The organism is Pigmentiphaga sp. NML030171 (assembly GCF_002188635.1).
Classification (GTDB): domain Bacteria; phylum Pseudomonadota; class Gammaproteobacteria; order Burkholderiales; family Burkholderiaceae_B; genus Pigmentiphaga; species Pigmentiphaga daeguensis.
On sequence record NZ_NINX01000026.1, the window covers coordinates 40,741 to 59,667 of the forward strand.

17 protein-coding genes are annotated in these 18,927 nt (G+C 64.4%); 9 read left to right on the top strand and 8 right to left on the bottom strand.

Features of this window, described 5'->3' with window-relative positions:
• Positions 1–3: 3 nt before the first annotated feature.
• Genes CDO46_RS08905 through CDO46_RS08925 form a run of 5 tightly spaced genes read right to left on the bottom strand, consistent with a single transcriptional unit; the run spans position 4 to position 5,084 of the window.
• The gene (locus CDO46_RS08905) at positions 4–933 is read right to left on the bottom strand and encodes an NAD(P)-dependent oxidoreductase (RefSeq protein ID WP_176400688.1); all 930 of its coding nucleotides are present in this window, start codon (positions 931–933) and stop codon (positions 4–6) included.
• A gap of 11 nt (positions 934–944) precedes the next feature.
• A complete protein-coding gene (locus CDO46_RS08910) occupies positions 945–2,096 on the bottom strand; it encodes an FAD-dependent monooxygenase (RefSeq protein WP_087838198.1) in 1,152 nt (383 codons plus the stop codon).
• Entirely contained in the window at positions 2,093–3,106 is a 1,014-nt protein-coding gene (locus tag CDO46_RS08915; RefSeq protein WP_087838199.1) for a fumarylacetoacetate hydrolase family protein, read from the bottom strand. The genes CDO46_RS08910 and CDO46_RS08915 overlap by 4 nt, the downstream gene beginning before the upstream one ends.
• A gap of 8 nt (positions 3,107–3,114) precedes the next feature.
• Positions 3,115–4,053 (bottom strand): VOC family protein, encoded by a 939-nt coding sequence (locus CDO46_RS08920; RefSeq protein WP_087838200.1) that lies wholly within the window; start codon positions 4,051–4,053, stop codon positions 3,115–3,117.
• Positions 4,054–4,079: 26 nt separating this feature from the next.
• The gene (locus tag CDO46_RS08925; protein WP_165963276.1) at positions 4,080–5,084 is read right to left on the bottom strand and encodes a tripartite tricarboxylate transporter substrate binding protein; all 1,005 of its coding nucleotides are present in this window, start codon (positions 5,082–5,084) and stop codon (positions 4,080–4,082) included.
• A gap of 275 nt (positions 5,085–5,359) precedes the next feature.
• Here CDO46_RS08925 and CDO46_RS08930 point away from each other — a divergent pair, with 275 nt between their 5' ends.
• From CDO46_RS08930 to CDO46_RS08945, 4 genes are read left to right on the top strand one after another with little or no spacing between them, the layout of a single operon-like run.
• Positions 5,360–6,439 carry a porin gene (locus CDO46_RS08930; protein ID WP_165963277.1) on the top strand — a complete coding sequence of 360 codons (1,080 nt, stop codon included), beginning with the start codon at positions 5,360–5,362 and terminating at the stop codon, positions 6,437–6,439.
• A 26-nt stretch (positions 6,440–6,465) separates the two neighbouring features.
• Positions 6,466–7,806 carry a fumarylacetoacetase gene (gene fahA / locus CDO46_RS08935; protein ID WP_087838203.1) on the top strand — a complete coding sequence of 447 codons (1,341 nt, stop codon included), beginning with the start codon at positions 6,466–6,468 and terminating at the stop codon, positions 7,804–7,806.
• Positions 7,803–8,822, top strand: coding sequence for an amidohydrolase family protein (locus tag CDO46_RS08940; RefSeq protein ID WP_087838204.1), 1,020 nt, complete (start codon positions 7,803–7,805; stop codon positions 8,820–8,822). The genes fahA and CDO46_RS08940 overlap by 4 nt, the downstream gene beginning before the upstream one ends.
• Positions 8,823–8,858: 36 nt before the next feature.
• The gene (locus CDO46_RS08945; RefSeq protein WP_087838205.1) at positions 8,859–9,785 is read left to right on the top strand and encodes a LysR family transcriptional regulator; all 927 of its coding nucleotides are present in this window, start codon (positions 8,859–8,861) and stop codon (positions 9,783–9,785) included.
• A 141-nt stretch (positions 9,786–9,926) separates the two neighbouring features.
• Here the strand turns inward: CDO46_RS08945 and CDO46_RS08950 are convergent, their stop codons facing one another.
• The gene (locus CDO46_RS08950; protein WP_087838206.1) at positions 9,927–11,027 is read right to left on the bottom strand and encodes an NAD(P)-dependent alcohol dehydrogenase; all 1,101 of its coding nucleotides are present in this window, start codon (positions 11,025–11,027) and stop codon (positions 9,927–9,929) included.
• Positions 11,028–11,293: 266 nt separating this feature from the next.
• Here CDO46_RS08950 and CDO46_RS08955 point away from each other — a divergent pair, with 266 nt between their 5' ends.
• The gene (locus tag CDO46_RS08955; RefSeq protein ID WP_087838207.1) at positions 11,294–12,070 is read left to right on the top strand and encodes a ferredoxin--NADP reductase; all 777 of its coding nucleotides are present in this window, start codon (positions 11,294–11,296) and stop codon (positions 12,068–12,070) included.
• A 6-nt stretch (positions 12,071–12,076) separates the two neighbouring features.
• Here the strand turns inward: CDO46_RS08955 and CDO46_RS08960 are convergent, their stop codons facing one another.
• Complete coding sequence (locus CDO46_RS08960) at positions 12,077–12,565, bottom strand: SRPBCC family protein (protein ID WP_087838208.1); 489 nt, start codon at positions 12,563–12,565, stop codon at positions 12,077–12,079.
• Between the two features lie 59 nt (positions 12,566–12,624).
• Positions 12,625–14,595: an APC family permease gene (locus CDO46_RS08965; RefSeq protein WP_087838209.1), complete on the bottom strand. Its 1,971-nt coding sequence runs from the start codon at positions 14,593–14,595 to the stop codon at positions 12,625–12,627.
• 208 nt (positions 14,596–14,803) lie between these two features.
• On the opposite strand from CDO46_RS08965, the gene CDO46_RS08970 reads away from it, so the two are divergent.
• From CDO46_RS08970 to CDO46_RS08985, 4 genes are all read left to right on the top strand, one after another.
• Positions 14,804–15,193, top strand: coding sequence for a Rid family detoxifying hydrolase (locus CDO46_RS08970; protein WP_087838210.1), 390 nt, complete (start codon positions 14,804–14,806; stop codon positions 15,191–15,193).
• 70 nt (positions 15,194–15,263) lie between these two features.
• The gene (gene recG / locus CDO46_RS08975; RefSeq protein WP_338619142.1) at positions 15,264–17,270 is read left to right on the top strand and encodes an ATP-dependent DNA helicase RecG; all 2,007 of its coding nucleotides are present in this window, start codon (positions 15,264–15,266) and stop codon (positions 17,268–17,270) included.
• Positions 17,271–17,283: 13 nt separating this feature from the next.
• Positions 17,284–18,228 carry a LysR substrate-binding domain-containing protein gene (locus CDO46_RS08980; RefSeq protein ID WP_087838211.1) on the top strand — a complete coding sequence of 315 codons (945 nt, stop codon included), beginning with the start codon at positions 17,284–17,286 and terminating at the stop codon, positions 18,226–18,228.
• An 82-nt stretch (positions 18,229–18,310) separates the two neighbouring features.
• Entirely contained in the window at positions 18,311–18,847 is a 537-nt protein-coding gene (locus CDO46_RS08985) for a Dps family protein (RefSeq protein ID WP_087838212.1), read from the top strand.
• Positions 18,848–18,927: the final 80 nt, after the last annotated feature.

Here is an 18,927-nt window from a genome sequence, read left to right on the forward strand (position 1 = left end):
GGCCTAGAGCGGATGAGAAAGCGGAGGGGGCACGCGATTTTTCAACGGTTGGCCCGTGATGAACAGACCGAGCTGGCCGACGAAAAAATCCAGCAACTTGACGACGGCTCCCGGAGCACTCCACGCAAGATGCGGAGTCAGGCGCACCTTGGGATGGGTGTACAGCGGATGCTTGTCCGGCAGCGGCTCAGGCGTTGCCACGTCGAGGGAGGCGCGCGCCACGGTCCCATCATCCAGCGCGCGCAGCAGCGCCTCCTGGTCGATCAGATCTCCTCGCGCGACATTGACGATGTGCAGCCCAGGTCGGCAAGCCGCAAGGAACGTCTCATTGACGACATGCCGGGTTTGCGGGGTGGACGGCATGCAAAGAACCAGGTGATCGGCCATTGGCGCGAGCCGCATGGGATCGATGACAGCCTGCACCCCGTCCATGGGGGCGGCGAGCGTCCGGCGCAGGGCCACGACGTGCATCCCGAATCCCAACGCATGCCGCGCTACCGCAGTGCCTACTGCGCCCACTCCGGCCAGGGCAAGCCTTTTCCCGTGCAATGTTCCTGACATCCGGGGCTTCCAGTCGTCAGCCGCCTTGATCCATGCTTCAGGAAAGCGCTTTTCGAAACCGAGCATGGTGGCCATCACGAACTCGGCGATGAACGGGGCATTGAGCCCCGCGGCGGTGGTGACGCAGGGTACGTCGAACATCCATTCCGGATAGGCATCGATTCCCGTTCCCGGAAGCTGGACCCACCTGGTCGCTCCTGGCCATCCTCGAGGACGAGGTTTTCCGCGCCAAGCCTGCGTTGGCGCTGCCAACAGGACTTCGGTATCGTGGCTCCAGCCTTCGGGGCCGGGCGCTGCATCGATGATCAAGTGGTGGGCCAACCGGCTGCGCAGCGCCGCGCCAGTCTGGTCTCCGAACTGCTGGGCAATCAAGGGGAGTTCCATCAAATGGGCGCTCGGAGTTCTTCCAGGACCTGCGCGGACAAGCCGACAGAATCGGCATTGTCGTAGCCCCGGCCGGCCCATTGTTCCAACTGCCAGCAGCCCAACTGCTTGGACGTCTCCACGATGCGTTGGCAACGGGCAAACCGGCGCGACGTGAATCTGGCCAGGGCGCTCGGGACATCCAGCCCGGAGTCGAACAGCAGCTCTCCGAGCACGACAGCGTCCTCGAATGCCATGGACGCGCCCTGGGCCAGGTGCGGCGTCGTACTGTGGACCGCATCGCCGATCAATACCACCCGGCCCTTAGCCCAGGGGGCGGGGAGCAACAGCGGCTCCAACGGCCGGTAGACGATGTCCTCGCCCGCCGGCAGCTTGCTTGCCACCTTGCCGACCAAGCCCCCATAGCCTTCGAGACGTTGCGCCAGGCCGGCCTGCAACTCCTCGGTCTTGAACCACGGATTTTCAGGCTCCGGGGTCAGGAGCAGCAGGTACATCTGCTCGTTGGCCAAGGGAATCAGTCCCGCGACGCTTTTTTCGCCACGTTGAAATATGGCCCTGTCTACCTCCGGCAAGCGCGGTGCCGTGAACCGCCAGCATCCCTGGCCGGTGAAAACAGGACGAACCACGTCGCCGAACAGCATCTGGCGGGTCGCGGAGTTCACTCCGTCCGAGCCAATGACCAGATCGCAGACGAGCCGCCGCCCATCGCTCAGTTGCGCCTCGACATGAGAAGCATGCTGAGTCAGCGAAGTGACGGTCGTGCCCAGGTCCACGTGGGCGCCCAATGACAGGGCTTCCCGGCTCAGGATGCGATGCAGGCTGCGGCGCTGGATGCCGCAAGATGATGGGAAGCGCGAATCGCCTACATTCGGCTTGGGGCGGTTGCGCAGCATATTGCCCGCGGCGTCGAAATACGAGCTGACGGAATACGGGAAACCTTCCGCCACGCAGGCGTCAGACAAGCCCAGCGCATCCAGCGCGCGTATGGCGTTCGACTGAAGAATGATACCTACGCCGTATACGTCCCATAACTTGCTGCGCTCGACCAGATGGGCCTTGACACCGCGTTTTCCCAGCGCGATCGCCGCGGACAGCCCTCCTATGCCCGCACCGATGATCAGTGCGCGCAGTTCCGACGATGCCGATGTCATGCATGTGCTCCTTCCGATACGCAGGTATTGCGTTGCGACCCAAGGCCCGCGATCGACGCGATGATTTCGTCGCCTGCTTTCAGAAAGCGCTTGTAGTGCGTGCCGTTGCCCGCCGGCGACCCCGTCAGGATCACGTCTCCGGGCCCGAGGGCAACGCGATTGGAGACATATTCGATCTGCCGGGATATATCGAAGATCATGTCCGAGCTCGTTGCATCCTGCATGACCTGGCCGTTGAGTGCCAGGGTCATGTGCAAATCATGCGGATCGGCGACGAATCTGGCCGGCATGATGAAAGGGCCGAATGGCATGAAGCTGGGGGGAGACTTGCTGGACAGCCAGTCGGAAGCGATGGCGCGCATGTCCGGGCGGAACAGCCTGTCACGGGCGGTAATGTCGTTGGCGATGGTATAGCCGGCCACATAGCGCATGGCATCTTCCCGGCGCACATGGCGAGCAGGCCTGGCTATCACGACAGCCAGCTCGAGCTCCCAATCCGGCTTCTCGATGTCCTCAGGCAGGGCTATGGGATCGAAGGGCCCGATGACGGTGCTGGGCAACTTCGCGAACGCGTAGGGCAGGCCGTTTCTGGCTCGCTCGTCGATCTTCGCCTGGGCTTGCTCGCGCCGCTGTTCGGCCGTACTGGCCTGGTCGTTCACGCCGCCGCCGAAATCCGCCGCATGGTCGATGACATGCTGACGGTAGTTGGCTCCGGTGCAAAGAATCTGCCGAGGAGTGAACGGGGCATGCACTTGCAACTGCCCGGCCGGCTTCCACAGGGCCTGGCAGTCGGCCTGCTCACGCTCCAGAAAACGGGCCACCGAGTCGATGTTCGCCTCCCAATCTTCGACGAAGTCGAGCAGGCATTCTTCGCCATGCAGGCGTATGCCGGTCTGATGCCGCCAGCGATTGATGGCGGCAAGCGCCAGGACCTGGTCGCCGCACACCACGGCGGGAAACGGTGCGCAGCCAGCGATGGAAAAGCTGCCAAATCCGAATGGCAATTGCATGCTCCGGCTCACAGGACGCGCTCCTCGGGACGCGTCAAGCGGACCTCTTCCGCCGGCGCCTCGTCCCGGGGCCTGGATACCCACCATATATGGCCGAACTTGCGACCCCACACGCGTGGAACCCAGGTGTCGTCGAGGTAGTCCGTGTCAGAGGAATACTCGGCATCCCCTCCTGCAGGATTGAGGATGTAGTAGAAGAAAGTCGAGGAAATGCGATGGCGCCCCAGCCCGAGCGCGCTATGCCAGCCATTTCTATTCATGTTGGTAGCGCCCGCCATGATCTCGTCGATACTCTCGACCCCGAACGCAATATGTCGGAACGACAGCGACTTGCCCGGCTGCCAGAAGATGTTGTGGTGTTCATTCCTGCCATCCGCGCGAAGAAAGAACCCGCCTCCATCCTGGATATCGCTGATGCGGAATCCGAGCCGGTTGACATAGAAAGCGGCGGCCCGCCGCACATCGGGATGGGCGAACACGATATGCTGCATCATCTTGGGCTTGGCCTCGGCATACCAGCGCCGGTTCTGATTCCAACGCTCGATGCGGCCCGGCGCATTGAGCGGATCCGCAGGAGAGGTCACCGGCCTGGGCGTGAATACCTCCAGAATGGTAGGCAGGCCGGCATCGTCCACGAAAGATATCGCCTGCCCGGAAATACGTTTGACCTCGCGGTCGGTAGACAGCGACTTCTCGAAAGTCTCCAGCGCCTGCATCGTATCCACTGCCCAGGTAAGCTGCCTGACGCCGGGCCCGGCTTCAAACGCCGCGGGCAACTCGGGATCGTCTGCCTTGCGCAGCGAAACGACGGACAGGTCCGGCAAGGTGAAATCGCAACGACTTTCATCATCGCCATCGGCTACGAGGCCAAAATCAAGATAGAACCGGGTGCTGGCGGCGAAGTCGTGCACCCCATAGGTAACACGACGAATTCCGACTATAGCCATGATGTTTTCAAGAACCTCAAGATGTTTTACGCGGGTGTGATGCCCAGCTTGGCAGCGATTCGCTTCCACCGAGCCAGATCGTCTTTCTGAAACCGCGCGAGCTCCGCGGGGCTGACATCGAAACGGTCGAGCGACGCGGCATCCCTGAACCTGTCCGCAGCTTTGGTCCTGTTTGCTTGCGTGATGGCATCGTGCAGACGGGCCACTGCTTCGTCCGGGGTTCCTGGCGGCACGTACAAGGCAGACCAGGCCGAAAACTCGTAGTCGGGCACGCCCGCTTCCTGCAGCGTGGGGACCTCAGGCAGTGCCGACAATCGCCGCGCCGACCCCACGGCCAACGCGCGTACCTGCCCCGAACGAATCATGGGCGTGGCAACAGGCAGGTCGCAGAACATCACGTCAACGAAACCGCCCACGAGTTCCGTCATGGCATTGGGTGTGGACTTGTAGGGGACATTGAGCATCTTTACGCCCGCGAGCACGCCAAACAGTTCCCCGCCAAGCCGGGATACCGAGGTTCCGCTGCCAAACGTGAGCTTGCCCGGCTTCTCCTTTGCCAGAGCGATGAACTCGCTGACCGATTTTGCAGGGAAATCCGGCTTGACGACCATGACCTGATACAGCTTGGAGACGCCGGCGACCGGTTTCAGGTCTCGGATGGGATCGAAGGGCAGCTGGGCCAGGAGTATGGGATTGGCGACCTGCGTCGTGGAAGTGGTCAGCATGATGCAGGAGCCGTCGGCCGGTCCGTTGCGAAAAGCGTTGTAGGCAAGCGCCCCGTTTCCGCCCGGCCGGGGATCGATGATGATCGGTACCTTCAGCACCTGCGACATGCCTTCGGCCAGCAACCGCATATGCTGATCGGCTGCGGACCCGGGGCCGAACGGAATGATTGCCGTGATGTATTTGGCGGGGAATCCCGGCGATTGCGCCTTCGCGGGCATGGCCCCGCCGGCGCCCATGGCAAACAGGAAAGAACACAATGCCCTTCTTTTGGCAACCGGAGCGGCTGCCTTGTCGTGATTTTTCAATTTAGTCTCCTCCGGGAGAGCAGGGACAACCCCCGGCATATACGCCTCGCCATGAACCCGGATCGTTAGATTAGCGACGCTAGGGGGCGGCCGGGAAATCGTTTTTGCGGATCCAAGCCATAGGCGCTGCGAATGATCCGCGACCTTGCCGCATCGCTATCCGCGGCGCTTATGCGTTCCATCCTCCTAAATGATTTTCCAGCCGCGCAGCGCGTGCCTATGCTTGCTGCTTGCTCTTGCGTGGCTACTACAAATCAATAAATGGAGGAGATAACTTGAGCAGAACTAGACTCTTGCTTGTTGCCGCATGGGGTGCTTTGTGCCTCTCGTCAGAACCCGTTCATGCCCAGAGCAGCGTGACCCTATACGGCGTGCTCGATATCGGCGTGTACCGCAACAACAACGTCAACGGCAGTTCGATCTCCCGGGCCGAAACCCGGCATGAACCGAGTTATTTCGGCCTGCGGGGAAGCGAGGACTTGGGGGGCGGACTGAATGCGACGTACCGGCTGGAGGCTTCGGTCGCCGTCGACACCGGTACCAGTACCATGTGGCGCCAGAGCATCGTCGGCTTGGAAAGCCGGCAGTGGGGCGGGCTCACGCTAGGGCGCCAGTACGACACGATCATCGACCTGGTGGGCGTCGATCCGCCTCGGTTCAATTCGATCACGGCCGTGCATACCGGCAATTGGGACCGCAGCGCAGGCGTATTCGTGAACAACTCCATCAAGTACCGGACGCCGACATTCGGTGGCCTGACCGGCTCGCTGATGTACATATTCAAAGAGGACGGCACCTCGGCTACGAATTCCGGCAAGGGCCTGGGGGCAAGCGCGACCTACCAGCAAGGGCGGCTGCGCGTCACGGCGGCCTGGCTCAAGCTCGATGGCGTCACCCACAGGCCTGCGAACGACGTGGGCCTGGCGAATCTTTTCGGGCTTGCCTTTCCCGCTACCACCAGCACCATCGTCACCAATGACACGATAGCCGGCCTAGGCGCTTATTACGACTTCGCCAGGTGGCGGGTTCTTGGCCAGTACACCACGACCAAGCTCAGCGCTGGCACCGGTTCTGAACGCATCAACACGCTGTCGGCGGGCATCTCGGCCGTTCCTCAGGGAGAAGGTCTTCGCCCCTCGGTGGGCGTGAACTACTCCCGCCTGGGGGACGCACGCTGGACGACCGCCTATGGCATCCTCGATTACTTTCTCAGCAAGCGCACTGACGTCTATGTGCGCGTGGTCTCGCAATGGGCCGGAGGCGCCGCCGCTCCACGCGCGGCGCTCTATCTCGAAGGCCCATCTTCCAGCAGCCGCCAGACGGTTGTCGGCGTGGGCGTGACACATCGCTTTTGACCTCGGACGAGGATACGACAACCATCATGTACCTTCCCCCCATTGACGAATCGCACGACGGCGATCGCCAGAGCTGGATCGAATCGGCCAACGGACACCCTGACTTTCCTGTCCAGAACCTGCCGCTGGGACGCTTCCTGCTGGGGGGCGATCTCAAGGCAAGAGCGGGGGTCGCCCTGGGCGACTCGGTAATCGATCTCGGCAGCTTGCTGGCGACAGGCCTACTGGAAGGAGATGCGCAAGCGGCCGCGCAGCGTATTTGCCACGACGCCGGCAATGCGCTGATTGCGCTTTCCGCCGGGCATCGCCAGGCGCTTCGGCGAGCCTTATCCGACCTGTTCTCGATAGGCACGAGCCGGTCTGACACGGCGCGCAAGAGCGCCAGCGTTTTCCTGCACGACATGCAAGACTGCCGGTTGCTGCTGCCGTGCGAGATCGGCGATTTCACCGACTTCAACGCCGGCATACACCATGCGGCCAACGGCGGCCGCCGCCGGGGCCAGCCCGATCCGCTGTTGCCCAACTACCGGCACCTTCCCATCGCATACCACGCCAGGGCCTCGTCAGTGGTTCCTTCCGGCACGCCGGTTCGCCGGCCTTGGGGGCAGTACCTCTCCGACGAGTCGGGCGTCCCGGTATTTCAACCCACGCGCAAGCTTGACTTCGAACTGGAAATCGGTATCTGGATCGGACGCGCCAATGAGCTTGGATCACCCGTGGTCATCGACGAAGCTCCTGACTATATCGCCGGCTACTGCATCGTGAACGATTGGTCGGCCCGAGATATCCAGTCGTGGGAATCGTCCCGCCTCGGTCCATTCCTGGGGAAGAGCTTCTGCACCACGATTTCACCGTGGGTGATTTCCCCCGAAGCGCTCGCGCCATTCCGTGGATCGGCATTCAAGCGCCGGCCGGAAGACCCTGTGCCTCTGTCCTATTTGCACCATCCGCTCGACGTCTTGGAAGGCATGCCCCAGTTGCAGCTGGAAGTCTGGCTGACCGCGCCGCCCTTGGAGGAACCTCGGCTGATCTCGCGCTCGTCGACCGGGCATCTCTTCTGGACGCCCGCCCAGATGGTCACGCACCAGGCCTCGAACGGTTGCAATCTCAGTCCGGGCGATCTGTTTGGCACGGGCACGGTAACCGGTCCCGATCAAGGCAGTTTCGGCACTTTTCTGGATGCGATCAGCCCTCAACGCCCCTCGCTGCTGGTGGATTGCGTGCCGCGCACCTTCCTGGAAGACGGCGACAGCCTGACACTGAAGGCCCGCGCCACCCGCGATGGATATGCCAGCATAGGGTTCGGTGACTGCAGCGGCCGCATCGAGCCAGCCATTGACCGGTATCAGGGAGCGCCCATCCAATGACCGCTCATGCACACTGGCCCTACAAGATCGTTGTCGACATGCATTGCCACATGCTGGTCCCAGCCGCCGAGGCCCTGGCCCGCCCCCATTTGCCGCCCACGCCGGATACGACCCAGCGCTTCCAGACCCTGGAAACACGCCAGGCTAGCGCGGCCATGGCGGCGGCCTGTCGAATACAGTTGCTGGACGCGGACCGTCGGCTATCGGACATGGATGCCATGGGGATCGATATCCAAGTGATATCGCCAGCGCCGAACCACTACGCCTATTGGGCAGACGAATCGCTCGGGCGCGAAATCGCCCGTACCGTCAACGATGGGCTGGCCGAGGTTGCTGCACGGCATCCCACGCGGATGCGTGCGTTGGGAACCGTCCCCATGCAATCCCCTCGGCTGGCTGTCGAGGAGATGAAGCGGTGCGTGCGCGAACTGGGCATGGCGGGGGTGGAAATCTCGACGAATGTGGCGGGCACGGAGCTGTCCGACCCACGGTTTCATCCGTTCTTCCATGCCGCGCAGGAGTTGGGCGCCATTCTTTTCCTGCACCCTACCGGTTTTACCCACGGCGATCGTCTGGCGCCTTACCACCTCAACAACATCATCGGCAACCCGTTGGATTCCACAGTGGCCCTGGCCCACCTTATCTACGGCGGTGTGCTGGACGAATATCCGGACCTGAAGATCTGCGTCGCCCATGGCGGAGGATTGCTTCCTTCCTACATAGGCCGTTTCGACCACGCCTACCGTGTGCGCCCCGACTGCCACGCCCATTGCCAGCATGCCCCGAGTCACTATCTGAAAAGAATGTACTTCGATACGATGGTATTCGACCCGGACCAGCTCGATTGGCTGGTGCGCAAATATGGGGCGTCCCAGGTCCTGCTGGGAACCGACTACCCATACGACATGGGAGAAACCAGGCCGCTGGAGTTGCTGCAGCGCACCGCGCTCACAGAGGATGAACGAGGGCTGGTTGCAGGGTTGAACGCCGCGCGCCTGCTGGGACTTTCCTCGTAGCGGCACGTGGGAAAGTGCTGCTAGACTTCGCGCATCATGCATTTGCAGAAACTCGATCTGAATTTGCTGGTGGCGTTGGAGGCGCTTCTGTCGACGCAAAGCGTGACGCGAGCGGCCGAAAAGCTCTCGATCAGTCAACCAGCCATGAGCGGCGCGCTAAACCGCCTTAGAGAGCATTTCGGGGACCCGCTCATCCAGCGCTCCGGCCGCAGCATGATCCTGACGCCCTTCGGCCTTGACCTCTCCAGGCGTGTTGGGCACCTGCTCGCGAGCACGACAGAACTGGTGCAGATGCGCCCGGGTTTCGACCCGCTGGCCAGCGACCGGACCTTCACGGTGGTGGCATCCGACTACGTGATGCCTATTTTCTTGCCGTTGCTTCTGCCCCAGTTGGCAGTCAGCGCGCCCAGTATTCGCATCGATCTCGAAACCCGTTCGGTAGACTACGTGCGGCGCTTCACCCTGGGCCTGATCGACCTGGTCGTCGTGCCCAAGCCCATGGCTCTGCAGGAATGTTCCAGTGTCGAGCTGTTCGACGACGAGTATGTCTGTATCGTGTCGCGAGACAATAGGCATGTGGATTCCAGGCCGTCCCAGGCGGATTACCTGAAACTCGGCCATATCGTTCGCGTCAATCCCGACGCTGGCGGATATTCAGGGGATGAACGCGCGATTCGCGAAATGGGCCTGGCGCGACGCGTTGTTGCGACCGTCCCGGCGTTTGGCATGCTGCCGGCCGCGATAGTGGGAACCCCGTGGATAGCAACCGTCCAACGGCGCCTGGCAGAACAGGCTATCGAGCACCATCCCATCCGGATCTTGCCTCATCCTCTCAAGCTGCCAAAGCTCACCATGGTCATGCAATGGCCCGTCATACGCGACCAGGACGCTGGCGGCCAATGGCTGCGCGAACAGTTTCTCCGGATATCCGAAGGACTCCGCCACGTTACTGCTCGAGCTTGATCGACTTCAGGCGTTCCTTCCTGGAGTCGCGGCCGGCCGGGATCTTCTCCAGGCGGCCGATACTCAGGCCGGCCAGCGGGTGCGCAAATGTTACGCGCACGCTTCGCTTCAAAAACCATGAAGAGCTCAACCATAAGCCGCTCACTGCGGCTTGACCGCCACCTTCAGCACATTGTCCCGCTGGTTGGCGAACAACTCGTAGGCCGCCACGATGTCGTCCAGCTTGAACTGGTGGGTCACCAGCAGCCCCAGGTCCAGGCGTCCGGATTCCAGCACGTTGATCAGCCGCCGCATCCGTTCCTTGCCGCCCGGGCACAGCGCGGTATTGATCTTGTGGTCGCCCAGCCCGGCGGCGAAGGCCGACAGCGGCAGGGTCAGGTCCTCGGAATAGACGCCCAGGCTGGACAGGGTGCCGCCCGGCTTGAGCACGCGCAGCGCGGACGCGAAGGTCGACTGGGTGCCCAGGGCCTCGATCGAGGCGTCCACGCCGCGGCCGCCGGTCAGCTTCATGATCTCGTCCACCACGTCGCATTCGCGGAAGTTCAGGGCGACGTCCGCCCCCAGCTTGCGGGCGATGTCCAGTCGGTGCGGGTTGCCGTCGACGGCGATGATGGTCGTCGCCCCCGACAGCCGGGCGCCGGCGGTGGCGCACAGGCCGATGGGGCCCTGGGCGAACACGGCCACGACGTCGCCGATGCGGATGTTGGCGTTCTCGGCGCCCTTGAAGCCGGTGGACATGATGTCCGGGCACATCAGCACCTGTTCGTCGGTCAGGCCGTCCGGGATGGGGGCGAGGTTGGCCTGGGCGTCGGGCACCAGCACGTATTCGGCCTGGGTGCCGTCGATGAGGTTGCCGAAGCGCCAGCCGGCGGTGGCCTTGTAGCCGTGGCAGCCGCACAGGCCCTGCGGCACCAGGTAGCTGCCGTCCTGCGAGGGCGCGCCGTCCTGGGCGGCGTAGGAATTGAAGTTGGGGCAGATCGCGCCGGCGATGACGCGCTGGCCTTCCCGGTAGCCGGCCACGGCGCTGCCGAGCTTCTCGATCACGCCCACCGGCTCGTGGCCCACGGTCAGGCCCGGCGCGACGGGGTATTCGCCCTTCAGGATGTGGATGTCGGTGCCGCAGATGGTGGTGGTGGTGATGCGGACCAGGGCGTCGTTCGGGCCCACGTCGGGGATGGGCTTGTCCGCGATCTCGATGCGCCCGGGTGCAACGAACACGGCGGCTTTCATCATGGCAGTCATCGTCAGGCCTCCGGAAGGTAAGGGGGGAGGAAACATTACACAGGAGATCTTCGACAGTCTGATTGATACAGATCAGTCGCGGCCATGATTTGAAGGAAACAGTGGGTTACCCGGGCCATTGGCAATATGCTTAAAACCCATGTTCATAAGATGCGGCCAATTTCGCCTTACTGCCCGCTAATCCGCATAAAATCTAAGGTTTACGTCCGACGGCCAGTCCTGGTTTGGTAAACTGGCCCGACTATCTAGATGGGATCCGACAGGCCATGGCCGCTTTCAATACCGAACGCGTCACGAGCGTTCACCACTGGAACGAGACGCTTTTCAGCTTCAAGACCACGCGCGATCCCGCGCTGCGTTTCCACAACGGCCATTTCGTCATGATCGGCCTGGAAGTCGAAGGCAAGCCGCTGATGCGCGCCTACAGCATCGCCAGCGCCAACTACGAGGAACACCTCGAGTTCCTGAGCATCAAGGTGCCCAACGGCCCGCTCACGTCGCGCCTGCAGCACCTGAAGGAAGGCGATTCCATCCTGGTCAGCCGCAAGCCCGTCGGCACCCTGGTGGTGGACGACCTGCTGCCCGGCAAGAACCTGTACCTGTTCGGCACGGGCACGGGCCTGGCCCCGTTCATGAGCATCATCAAGGATCCCGACGTCTACGAACGCTTCGAGAAAGTGGTGCTGGTGCATGGCGTGCGCTGGGTCAGCGAACTGGCCTATTCGGACTACATCGGCAGCGAACTGCCGGGCAACGAATATTTCGGCGAAATGGTGCGCGACAAGCTGATCTATTACCCCACGGTCACGCGCGAGCCGTTCCGCAACCAGGGCCGCATCACCGATCTCCTGACCAGCGGCAAGCTGGCGGCGGACATCGGCCTGCCTCCCATCAATCCCGAGCACGACCGCGCCATGCTGTGCGGCAGCCCGCACATGCTGGCCGACGTCACCGCCATCCTCGATGGCCTGGGCTTCAAGGCGTCCGAGCATACCGGCCATGCCGGCGACTACGTGGTCGAGCGCGCTTTCGTCGAAAAGTAAGCCGGGTCAGTGCACGAGCCGGCCCGACTCGGCCAGTTCCCGGATGCGCTGGACCGTGTCCATGTCGGCTGCGATGTAGGCCTGCTTGCGCAGGGCCACCACGGTATCGTCCAGTTCGCTGTGGCCGTCCTGCAGGTCCAGTTCGTAGATGAAGCGCAGGAACAGCACGTCGGGCTCGGGTTCCTCGATGCGGACCGTGGCTTCGCTGCGCGGCCACAGCTCGGTGGCGGTGGCCAGCACCTTGACCTGGCGCATGGGCGTCAGCGTGACCTCGTCGTGGACCTGGAAGGGCCCGAAGTCGAGCACGCGCTTGAGCACGGTGTGCTCCTGCCCGACCGCTTCCGCCTCGATGGTGCAGCTTTCCAGTCCCATGACGAATTCCGTGGGTTCGTGGGCCCGGATGAACAGCCCGCGCCAAATCTGCTCGCGCGTCAGCGGCGTGAGCAGGGGCACGAGCGGATCGTTGATCTGGATGAGGTGTTCGAAGCGAAGCATGGAGAGCGCGGTTCCCGGAGTGTTCCCCTAAGGATACCGCGCTCCGGCGCGCCCGGGCGCTAGTCGATCAGCATGGGCAGCACCATCAACTGCTGGCCGTTGACGTGCATGCGCCGCTGCAGCGAGTTGATCGCCTGGTTGTGCAGCAGGCGGGTGACGAAATTCTCGCGCTTGAACACCAGCTTGCTGGCGAAGACGATGGTGTTGGGATATTCCTGCAAGACCTCGGTGATCTGCTTTTCCAGGGTCTGCACGGCGTCGGTGCCGAAGCCCAGGCGGCTGGTCGCGGCCATGCCGTAGCTGTTGCAGAACCGCTCGAAGAACTTCAGGGAGGTCGTCGCCTGCAGCTTCATCGCCTCCATCGCTTCCGGGCCGCCGTAGACCTGCGCGTCCACCGTCCGTGCGTTGATGAAGATGAAGTTCTTGAAGTGGTCGGGGAACATGCGCTGCACCCACAGCAGCGCATGCAGGCCTCCGCCGCGGCTGGAGCCGACCAGGAAGGCGGCCGTGGGCGCGTAGGGGTCGAGCGCGGGCGGCGAGCAGTCCGAGCCGAAGGACTGGTCGGCGAAGATGTCGTCGATCGCGGCGATGCGGCGCCGCGTTTCCCGGTAGTGGGCCCGTATCCCCAGGCAGATGAAGATCAGCACGCTGGTGATGAGCAGCGTGGCCCAGCCGCCTTCGAAGAATTTCTCGACGATGGTCACGACCAGGATGGAGCTGGTGATGGTGACGGCCACCAGCGACAGTGCCAGCCGCTGCCGCCAGTGCTTCTTGTGCAGGGGCTTGTGGCGGTTGCGTATCCAGAACAGCGACAACCCCGCCAGCGACAGCGTGAAGGTCAGGAACACGTTGATCGAATACAGCACCACCAGGACGGACACCTTGCCGCCCGTCAGCAGCAGGATGGCGAAGGCGGAGATGCCCATCAGCAGGATGCCGTTCTCGGTCACCAGCCGGTTCGACAGGTAGCGGAAACGGTGCGGCATCCAGGAGTCGGAAGCCATGTTGGACAGCACCGAGGGGCCGCCCAGGAAGCCGGTGTTGGCGGCCACGAACAACAGGCCGGCCTCGAAGGCCAGCACCACGGTCAGCGCCACGACCAGGTTGCCGCCGCCGAAGCCCATCTCGCCCAGCACGTTGCCGAACACCACGGCGTTCAGCGTCTGGCCTTCCACCGGCGTCGCGTTCCACAGCAGGTACAGCAGGATGATGCCGCCGGCGGTGAAGGCCAGGCTGATGGCCATCAGCAGCATGGTGGCCTTGCCGGTATGGACCACGGGCTCGGCCAGGCGGTCGACGTTGTTGGAGACCGCCTCGATCCCGGTATAGGTGCCGCCGCCCAGCGAATAGGCCTTCAGGAACACCGCCAGCACGAAGAACCAGCCGGCTTCCTGCGAGAACTCGCGCACTTCCCGGATCGTGTCGGGAATCAGCAGCGGCAGGCCCTCGGCGTGGGCGAAGATGCCCCAGGCAATCAGGACGGCATGCGTGACCACGAAGCCGGCGAAGATGGGCAGGAGGACCTTGATGCTTTCCTTGGCGCCCCGCAGGTTCAGCCAGATCAGCAGGAGCACCATCACACAGGCGGTCCACAGCTTGAACGTCTGCCAGCTTGCCGGCAGCAGCGAGAACAGCGCGTCGGTGCCGCTGGCCACGGAAATGGCGATGGTCAGCACGTAGTCCACGATCAGCGCCGAACCGGATACCAGCCCGGCCGTCGGGCCGAGCAGCGCGGTCGAAACCCGGTAGCCGCCGCCGCCGGTGGGGAACAGCTCGATGACCTGGTTGTAGGCCAGCGCGACGACGAATACCGTGATGGCGGTGGCGATGGCCAGGAATAGCGCGAGGTGGGTATGGGTGCCCAGGGCGCGGAACGCTTCCTCGGGGCCGTAGGACGACGAGGACAGGCCGTCCGCGCCCAGCCCCACCCAGGCCAGGAAGGCCGCCAGCGCGAGGGAATGCCGGGTATCCGGGGACAGCGGGTCCCGGGCCTTGCCCAGCAGACGCTCGCGCCATGAGGTTGCTTTCATACGAAGGGGTTCCTGCTGCCTGGTGTCGGGTGGCTTCTTGATCGCGCGGCGCGCAGCGTACGCTTTTGGAAGGAATCGCGCTTTGAAGGCCATTCTAGCAACAGGGAAATTGTTACCCCGTGGCGGGGCGGGCACTATGACAAACGAATTTCTGATAGCTTTATGCATAGGCGTCCATGGGCGCGATCCCCCAATTCTCGAGGCAAGCATGAGCAAGCAGATCATCCATACCGACGCCGCGCCGGCGGCCGTCGGCCCGTATTCCCAGGCCGTGGCCGTGCCCGCTTCCGGCAGGACCGTGTACCTGTCGGGCCAGATCGGCCTGATTCCCGCCACCGGCCAGCTCGAGACGAGCAGTTTCGAGGCCCAGGTGCGCCAGGCCTTCGCCAACATGGAAGCGGTGGTGCGCCAGGCGGGCGGCACCTTGGACCAGATCGTCAAGCTGACGCTGTTCCTGACGGATCTGTCCAAGTTCGGCACGGCCAACGACATCATGGCGCAACTGATTCCCCAGCCTTTCCCCGCCCGCTCCACGGTGGGGGTGGCCGCCTTGCCCAAGGGCGCCGAGTTCGAGGTCGAGGCGATCCTGGTCATCTGAACCGGGCCGGTACATGAGCGCGCGCCCCGCCGTCCAGGACGAAAGCGAACTGACGCCGCAGCAGCGCAAGATGCGCAAGCTCGGGCTGCGCGTCGCGGACGACTTCGTCCTGCACCTGCCCATCCGCTACGAGGACGAGACGCAGCTGACGCCGATCAAGCGGTTGCTGCCGGGCATGTGGGCGCAGGTCGAGGGCGTGGTGACGCGCTGCGAGGTCGCCTACCGGCCGCGGCGCCAACTGGTGGCCGCGATCGAGGACGACACCGGCGAACTCGCGCTGCGCTACCTGAATTTCTATCCCAGCCAGCAGAAGCAACTGGCGGTGGGGCGCCGCATTCGCGCCCGGGGCGAGGCGCGCGGCGGTTTCTTCGGCATGGAGATGGTGCACCCGCGCACCACGGTCGCCGACGGCGACACGCCCTTGCCGGATCGCCTGACGCCGGTCTATCCCACCACCGAGGGGCTGCCGCAGGCCACGCTGCGCAAGGCCGTTGCCGCGGCGCTGCAGCAGGCGGATCTGCGCGACACGCTGCCGGAGGCGCTGCTGCAACGGTATGGCCTGATGCCTTTCGGCGAGGCCGTGCGCCTGCTGCATGCGCCGCCGCCCGACGTGGCCACGCAGCCCCTGATCGATCGCGCGCATCCGGCCTGGCTGCGCATCAAGTTCGACGAGCTCCTGGCCCAGCAACTGTCGCTGGCGCGTGCGCGCGCCGCCCGGCTGGACAAGCGGGCGCCGCCGCTGGCGCGCTCCACCGCGTCGGATGGCCTGGTGGCGCGGCTGCTGCGCGCGCTGCCGTTCGAGCTGACCGGCGCCCAGCAGCGGGTGCGGGACGAGATCGCCGCCGACCTGGCCCGGCCGCACCCCATGCAGCGGCTGCTGCAGGGCGACGTGGGCAGCGGCAAGACCGTGGTGGCGGCGCTGGCCGCCGCGCAGGCGATAGACAACGGCTACCAGGCGGCGCTGATGGCGCCCACCGAGATCCTGGCCGAACAGCATTTCCGCAAGCTGGTCGGCTGGCTGGAGCCGCTGGGCGTGAAGGTGGCCTGGCTGACCGGCAGCCTGACCCCCAAGGCGCGGCGCGAGGCGGCCGCGCTGATAGAAAGCGGCGAGGCGCCGCTGGCGGTGGGCACGCAGGCTCTGATCCAGCAGCACGTGCAGTTCGCGCGGCTGGGCCTGTCCATCGTCGACGAGCAGCACCGCTTCGGCGTGGGCCAGCGGCTGGCCCTGCGCAACAAGGGCGGCGAAGACGAGGTCTTCCCCCATCAACTGATGATGTCCGCCACGCCCATTCCCCGCACGCTGGCGATGACCTTCTTCGCCGACCTGGACGTGTCGGTCATCGACGAGCTGCCGCCGGGCCGGGTGCCGGTCATCACCAAGCTGCTGTCGGACACGCGCCGCGACGAGGTGGTCGCGCGCATCCACGAGGCGGCCCGGTCCGGTCGCCAGGTGTATTGGGTGTGCCCGCTGGTCGAGGAAAGCGAGACGCTGGAACTGCAGACCGCCGTCGACACTTTCGAGACGCTGCGGCAGGCGCTGCCCGAACTGCGCGTGGGACTGGTGCATGGCAGGCTGCCGACTTCCGAGAAGGCGGCCGTCATGCAGGCCTTCAAGGATGGCGAGCTCGACCTGCTGGTGGCCACCACCGTGATCGAGGTCGGCGTGGACGTGCCCAATGCCTCGCTGATGGTGATCGAGCACGCCGAACGCTTCGGCCTGGCGCAACTGCACCAGTTGCGCGGCCGGGTAGGGCGGGGCGCGGCCGAGTCGGTGTGCGTGCTGATGTACCAGGCGCCGCTGTCGCAGGTCGCCAAGGCCCGGCTGCGCACCATGCATGAAACCACCGACGGCTTCGAGATCGCGCGGCGCGACCTCGAACTGCGCGGGCCCGGGGAGTTCCTGGGCGTGCGGCAATCGGGCCTGGCGCTGATGCGGTTCGCCGACCTGGACGCCGACCTGGAGATCGCCGAGCAGGCGCACGAGGCCGCGGCCGAATTGCAGGCGCGTGCGCAGGACGTGGTGTCCGCCCATCTGGCGCGATGGATGCGCGGGCGGGAAGATTTCCTCAAGGCTTGAAAAGAGGCGAGAGATGACCCTGACAGAACTGAAGTACATCGTGGCGGTGGCGCGGGAACGGCACTTCGGTCGCGCCGCCGAGGCCTGTTTCGTCAGCCAGCCCACGCTTTCGGTGGCCATCCGCAAGCTGGAGGACGAACTGGGCGTGACCTTGTTCGAACGCGGCGGCACCGAGGTGGGCGTGACGCCCATCGGCGAGCGCATCGTCGCCCAGGCCCAGAAAGTGCTGGAAGAAAGCGCGAACCTGAAGGAGATCGCCAAGCAGGGGCACGACCCGCTGTCCGGCGCGCTGCGGGTGGGCGTCATCTACACCATCGGCCCCTACCTGCTGCCGCAATTGGTGCCCCGGTTGATCGAGAGCGCGCCGCAGATGCCGCTGCTGCTGCAGGAGTATTTCACCGCACGGCTGCTGGAACTGCTGCGCCAGGGCGAGATCGACTGCGCCATCATGGCCCTGCCGCTGCCCGACGCCGGCCTGTCCATCCAGCCGCTGTACGACGAGCCTTTCGTGGTGGCCGTGCCCAAGGGCCATCCATTGGCCAGCCGCAGCCACGTCAAGGCCGAGGAGCTCAAGAGCGAGACCATGCTGCTGCTGGGCACGGGCCATTGCTTCCGCGACCAGGTGCTGGAGGTGTGTCCCGAGCTGTCGCGCTTTTCGGCGACCACCGAGGGCATACAGCGGACCTTCGAGGGGTCGTCGCTGGAGACCATCCGCCACATGGTGGCCTCGGGCATCGGGATCACGGTGCTGCCGATGTCGTCGATCCCGTCGCAGCCCGACGACCGCGACCTGCTGCGCTACATCCCCTTCGAGGACCCGGTGCCCGATCGGCGCGTGGTGCTGGCGTGGCGCAAGAGCTTCCCCCGCACCGCCGCCATCGACACCCTGATCGCCGCGATCCATGCCTGTCGGCTGAACGGCGTGACCATGCTGGAGTCCAGCGCCCAGACGGCCTGAGCCGGGCGGCGCTTGTCATGCCACGTATCATCCCAATCTAGTATCCTGTGACGTCGGTTTCGACTTTGACAAGGAGTCAACAATGGTGAAGAAAACATCTGCCAAGAAACCCGCAAGCAATGGCGGTGCGGCCCGCTCGGCCGCCGGTGCGCTGCGCATCGACATCGGCATCTCGGACAAGGACCGCGCCGCGGTGGCCGGGGGCTTGTCCAAGCTGCTGGCCGATACCTATACGCTGTACCTGATGACGCACAACTTCCACTGGAACGTGACGGGGCCGATGTTCAACACCCTGCATGCCATGTTCATGACCCAGTACACCGACCTGTGGAACTCCATCGACGACGTGGCCGAACGCATCCGCGCGCTGGGGCACTTCGCGCCGGGCACCTACCGCGAGTTCGCCAAGCTCACCACGATCAGCGAGCCGGCCGACGTGCCCGAGGCACTGGAAATGGTGCGCCAACTGGTGGTGGGGCACGAGGCGGTGGCCAAGACCGCCCGCAACATCCTCAAGGTGGCCGATGCCGCCAACGACGAGCCGACCGCCGACCTGCTGACCCAGCGCCTGGAATTCCACGAGAAGACCGCCTGGATGCTGCGCAGCCTGCTGCAATAACCCCGAGGCCCGGGCGCCGGTCCCGGCGCCGCGTCATGGAAATCCCTGCCTCGCGGGCGACGCGATGCAGGGATTTTTTC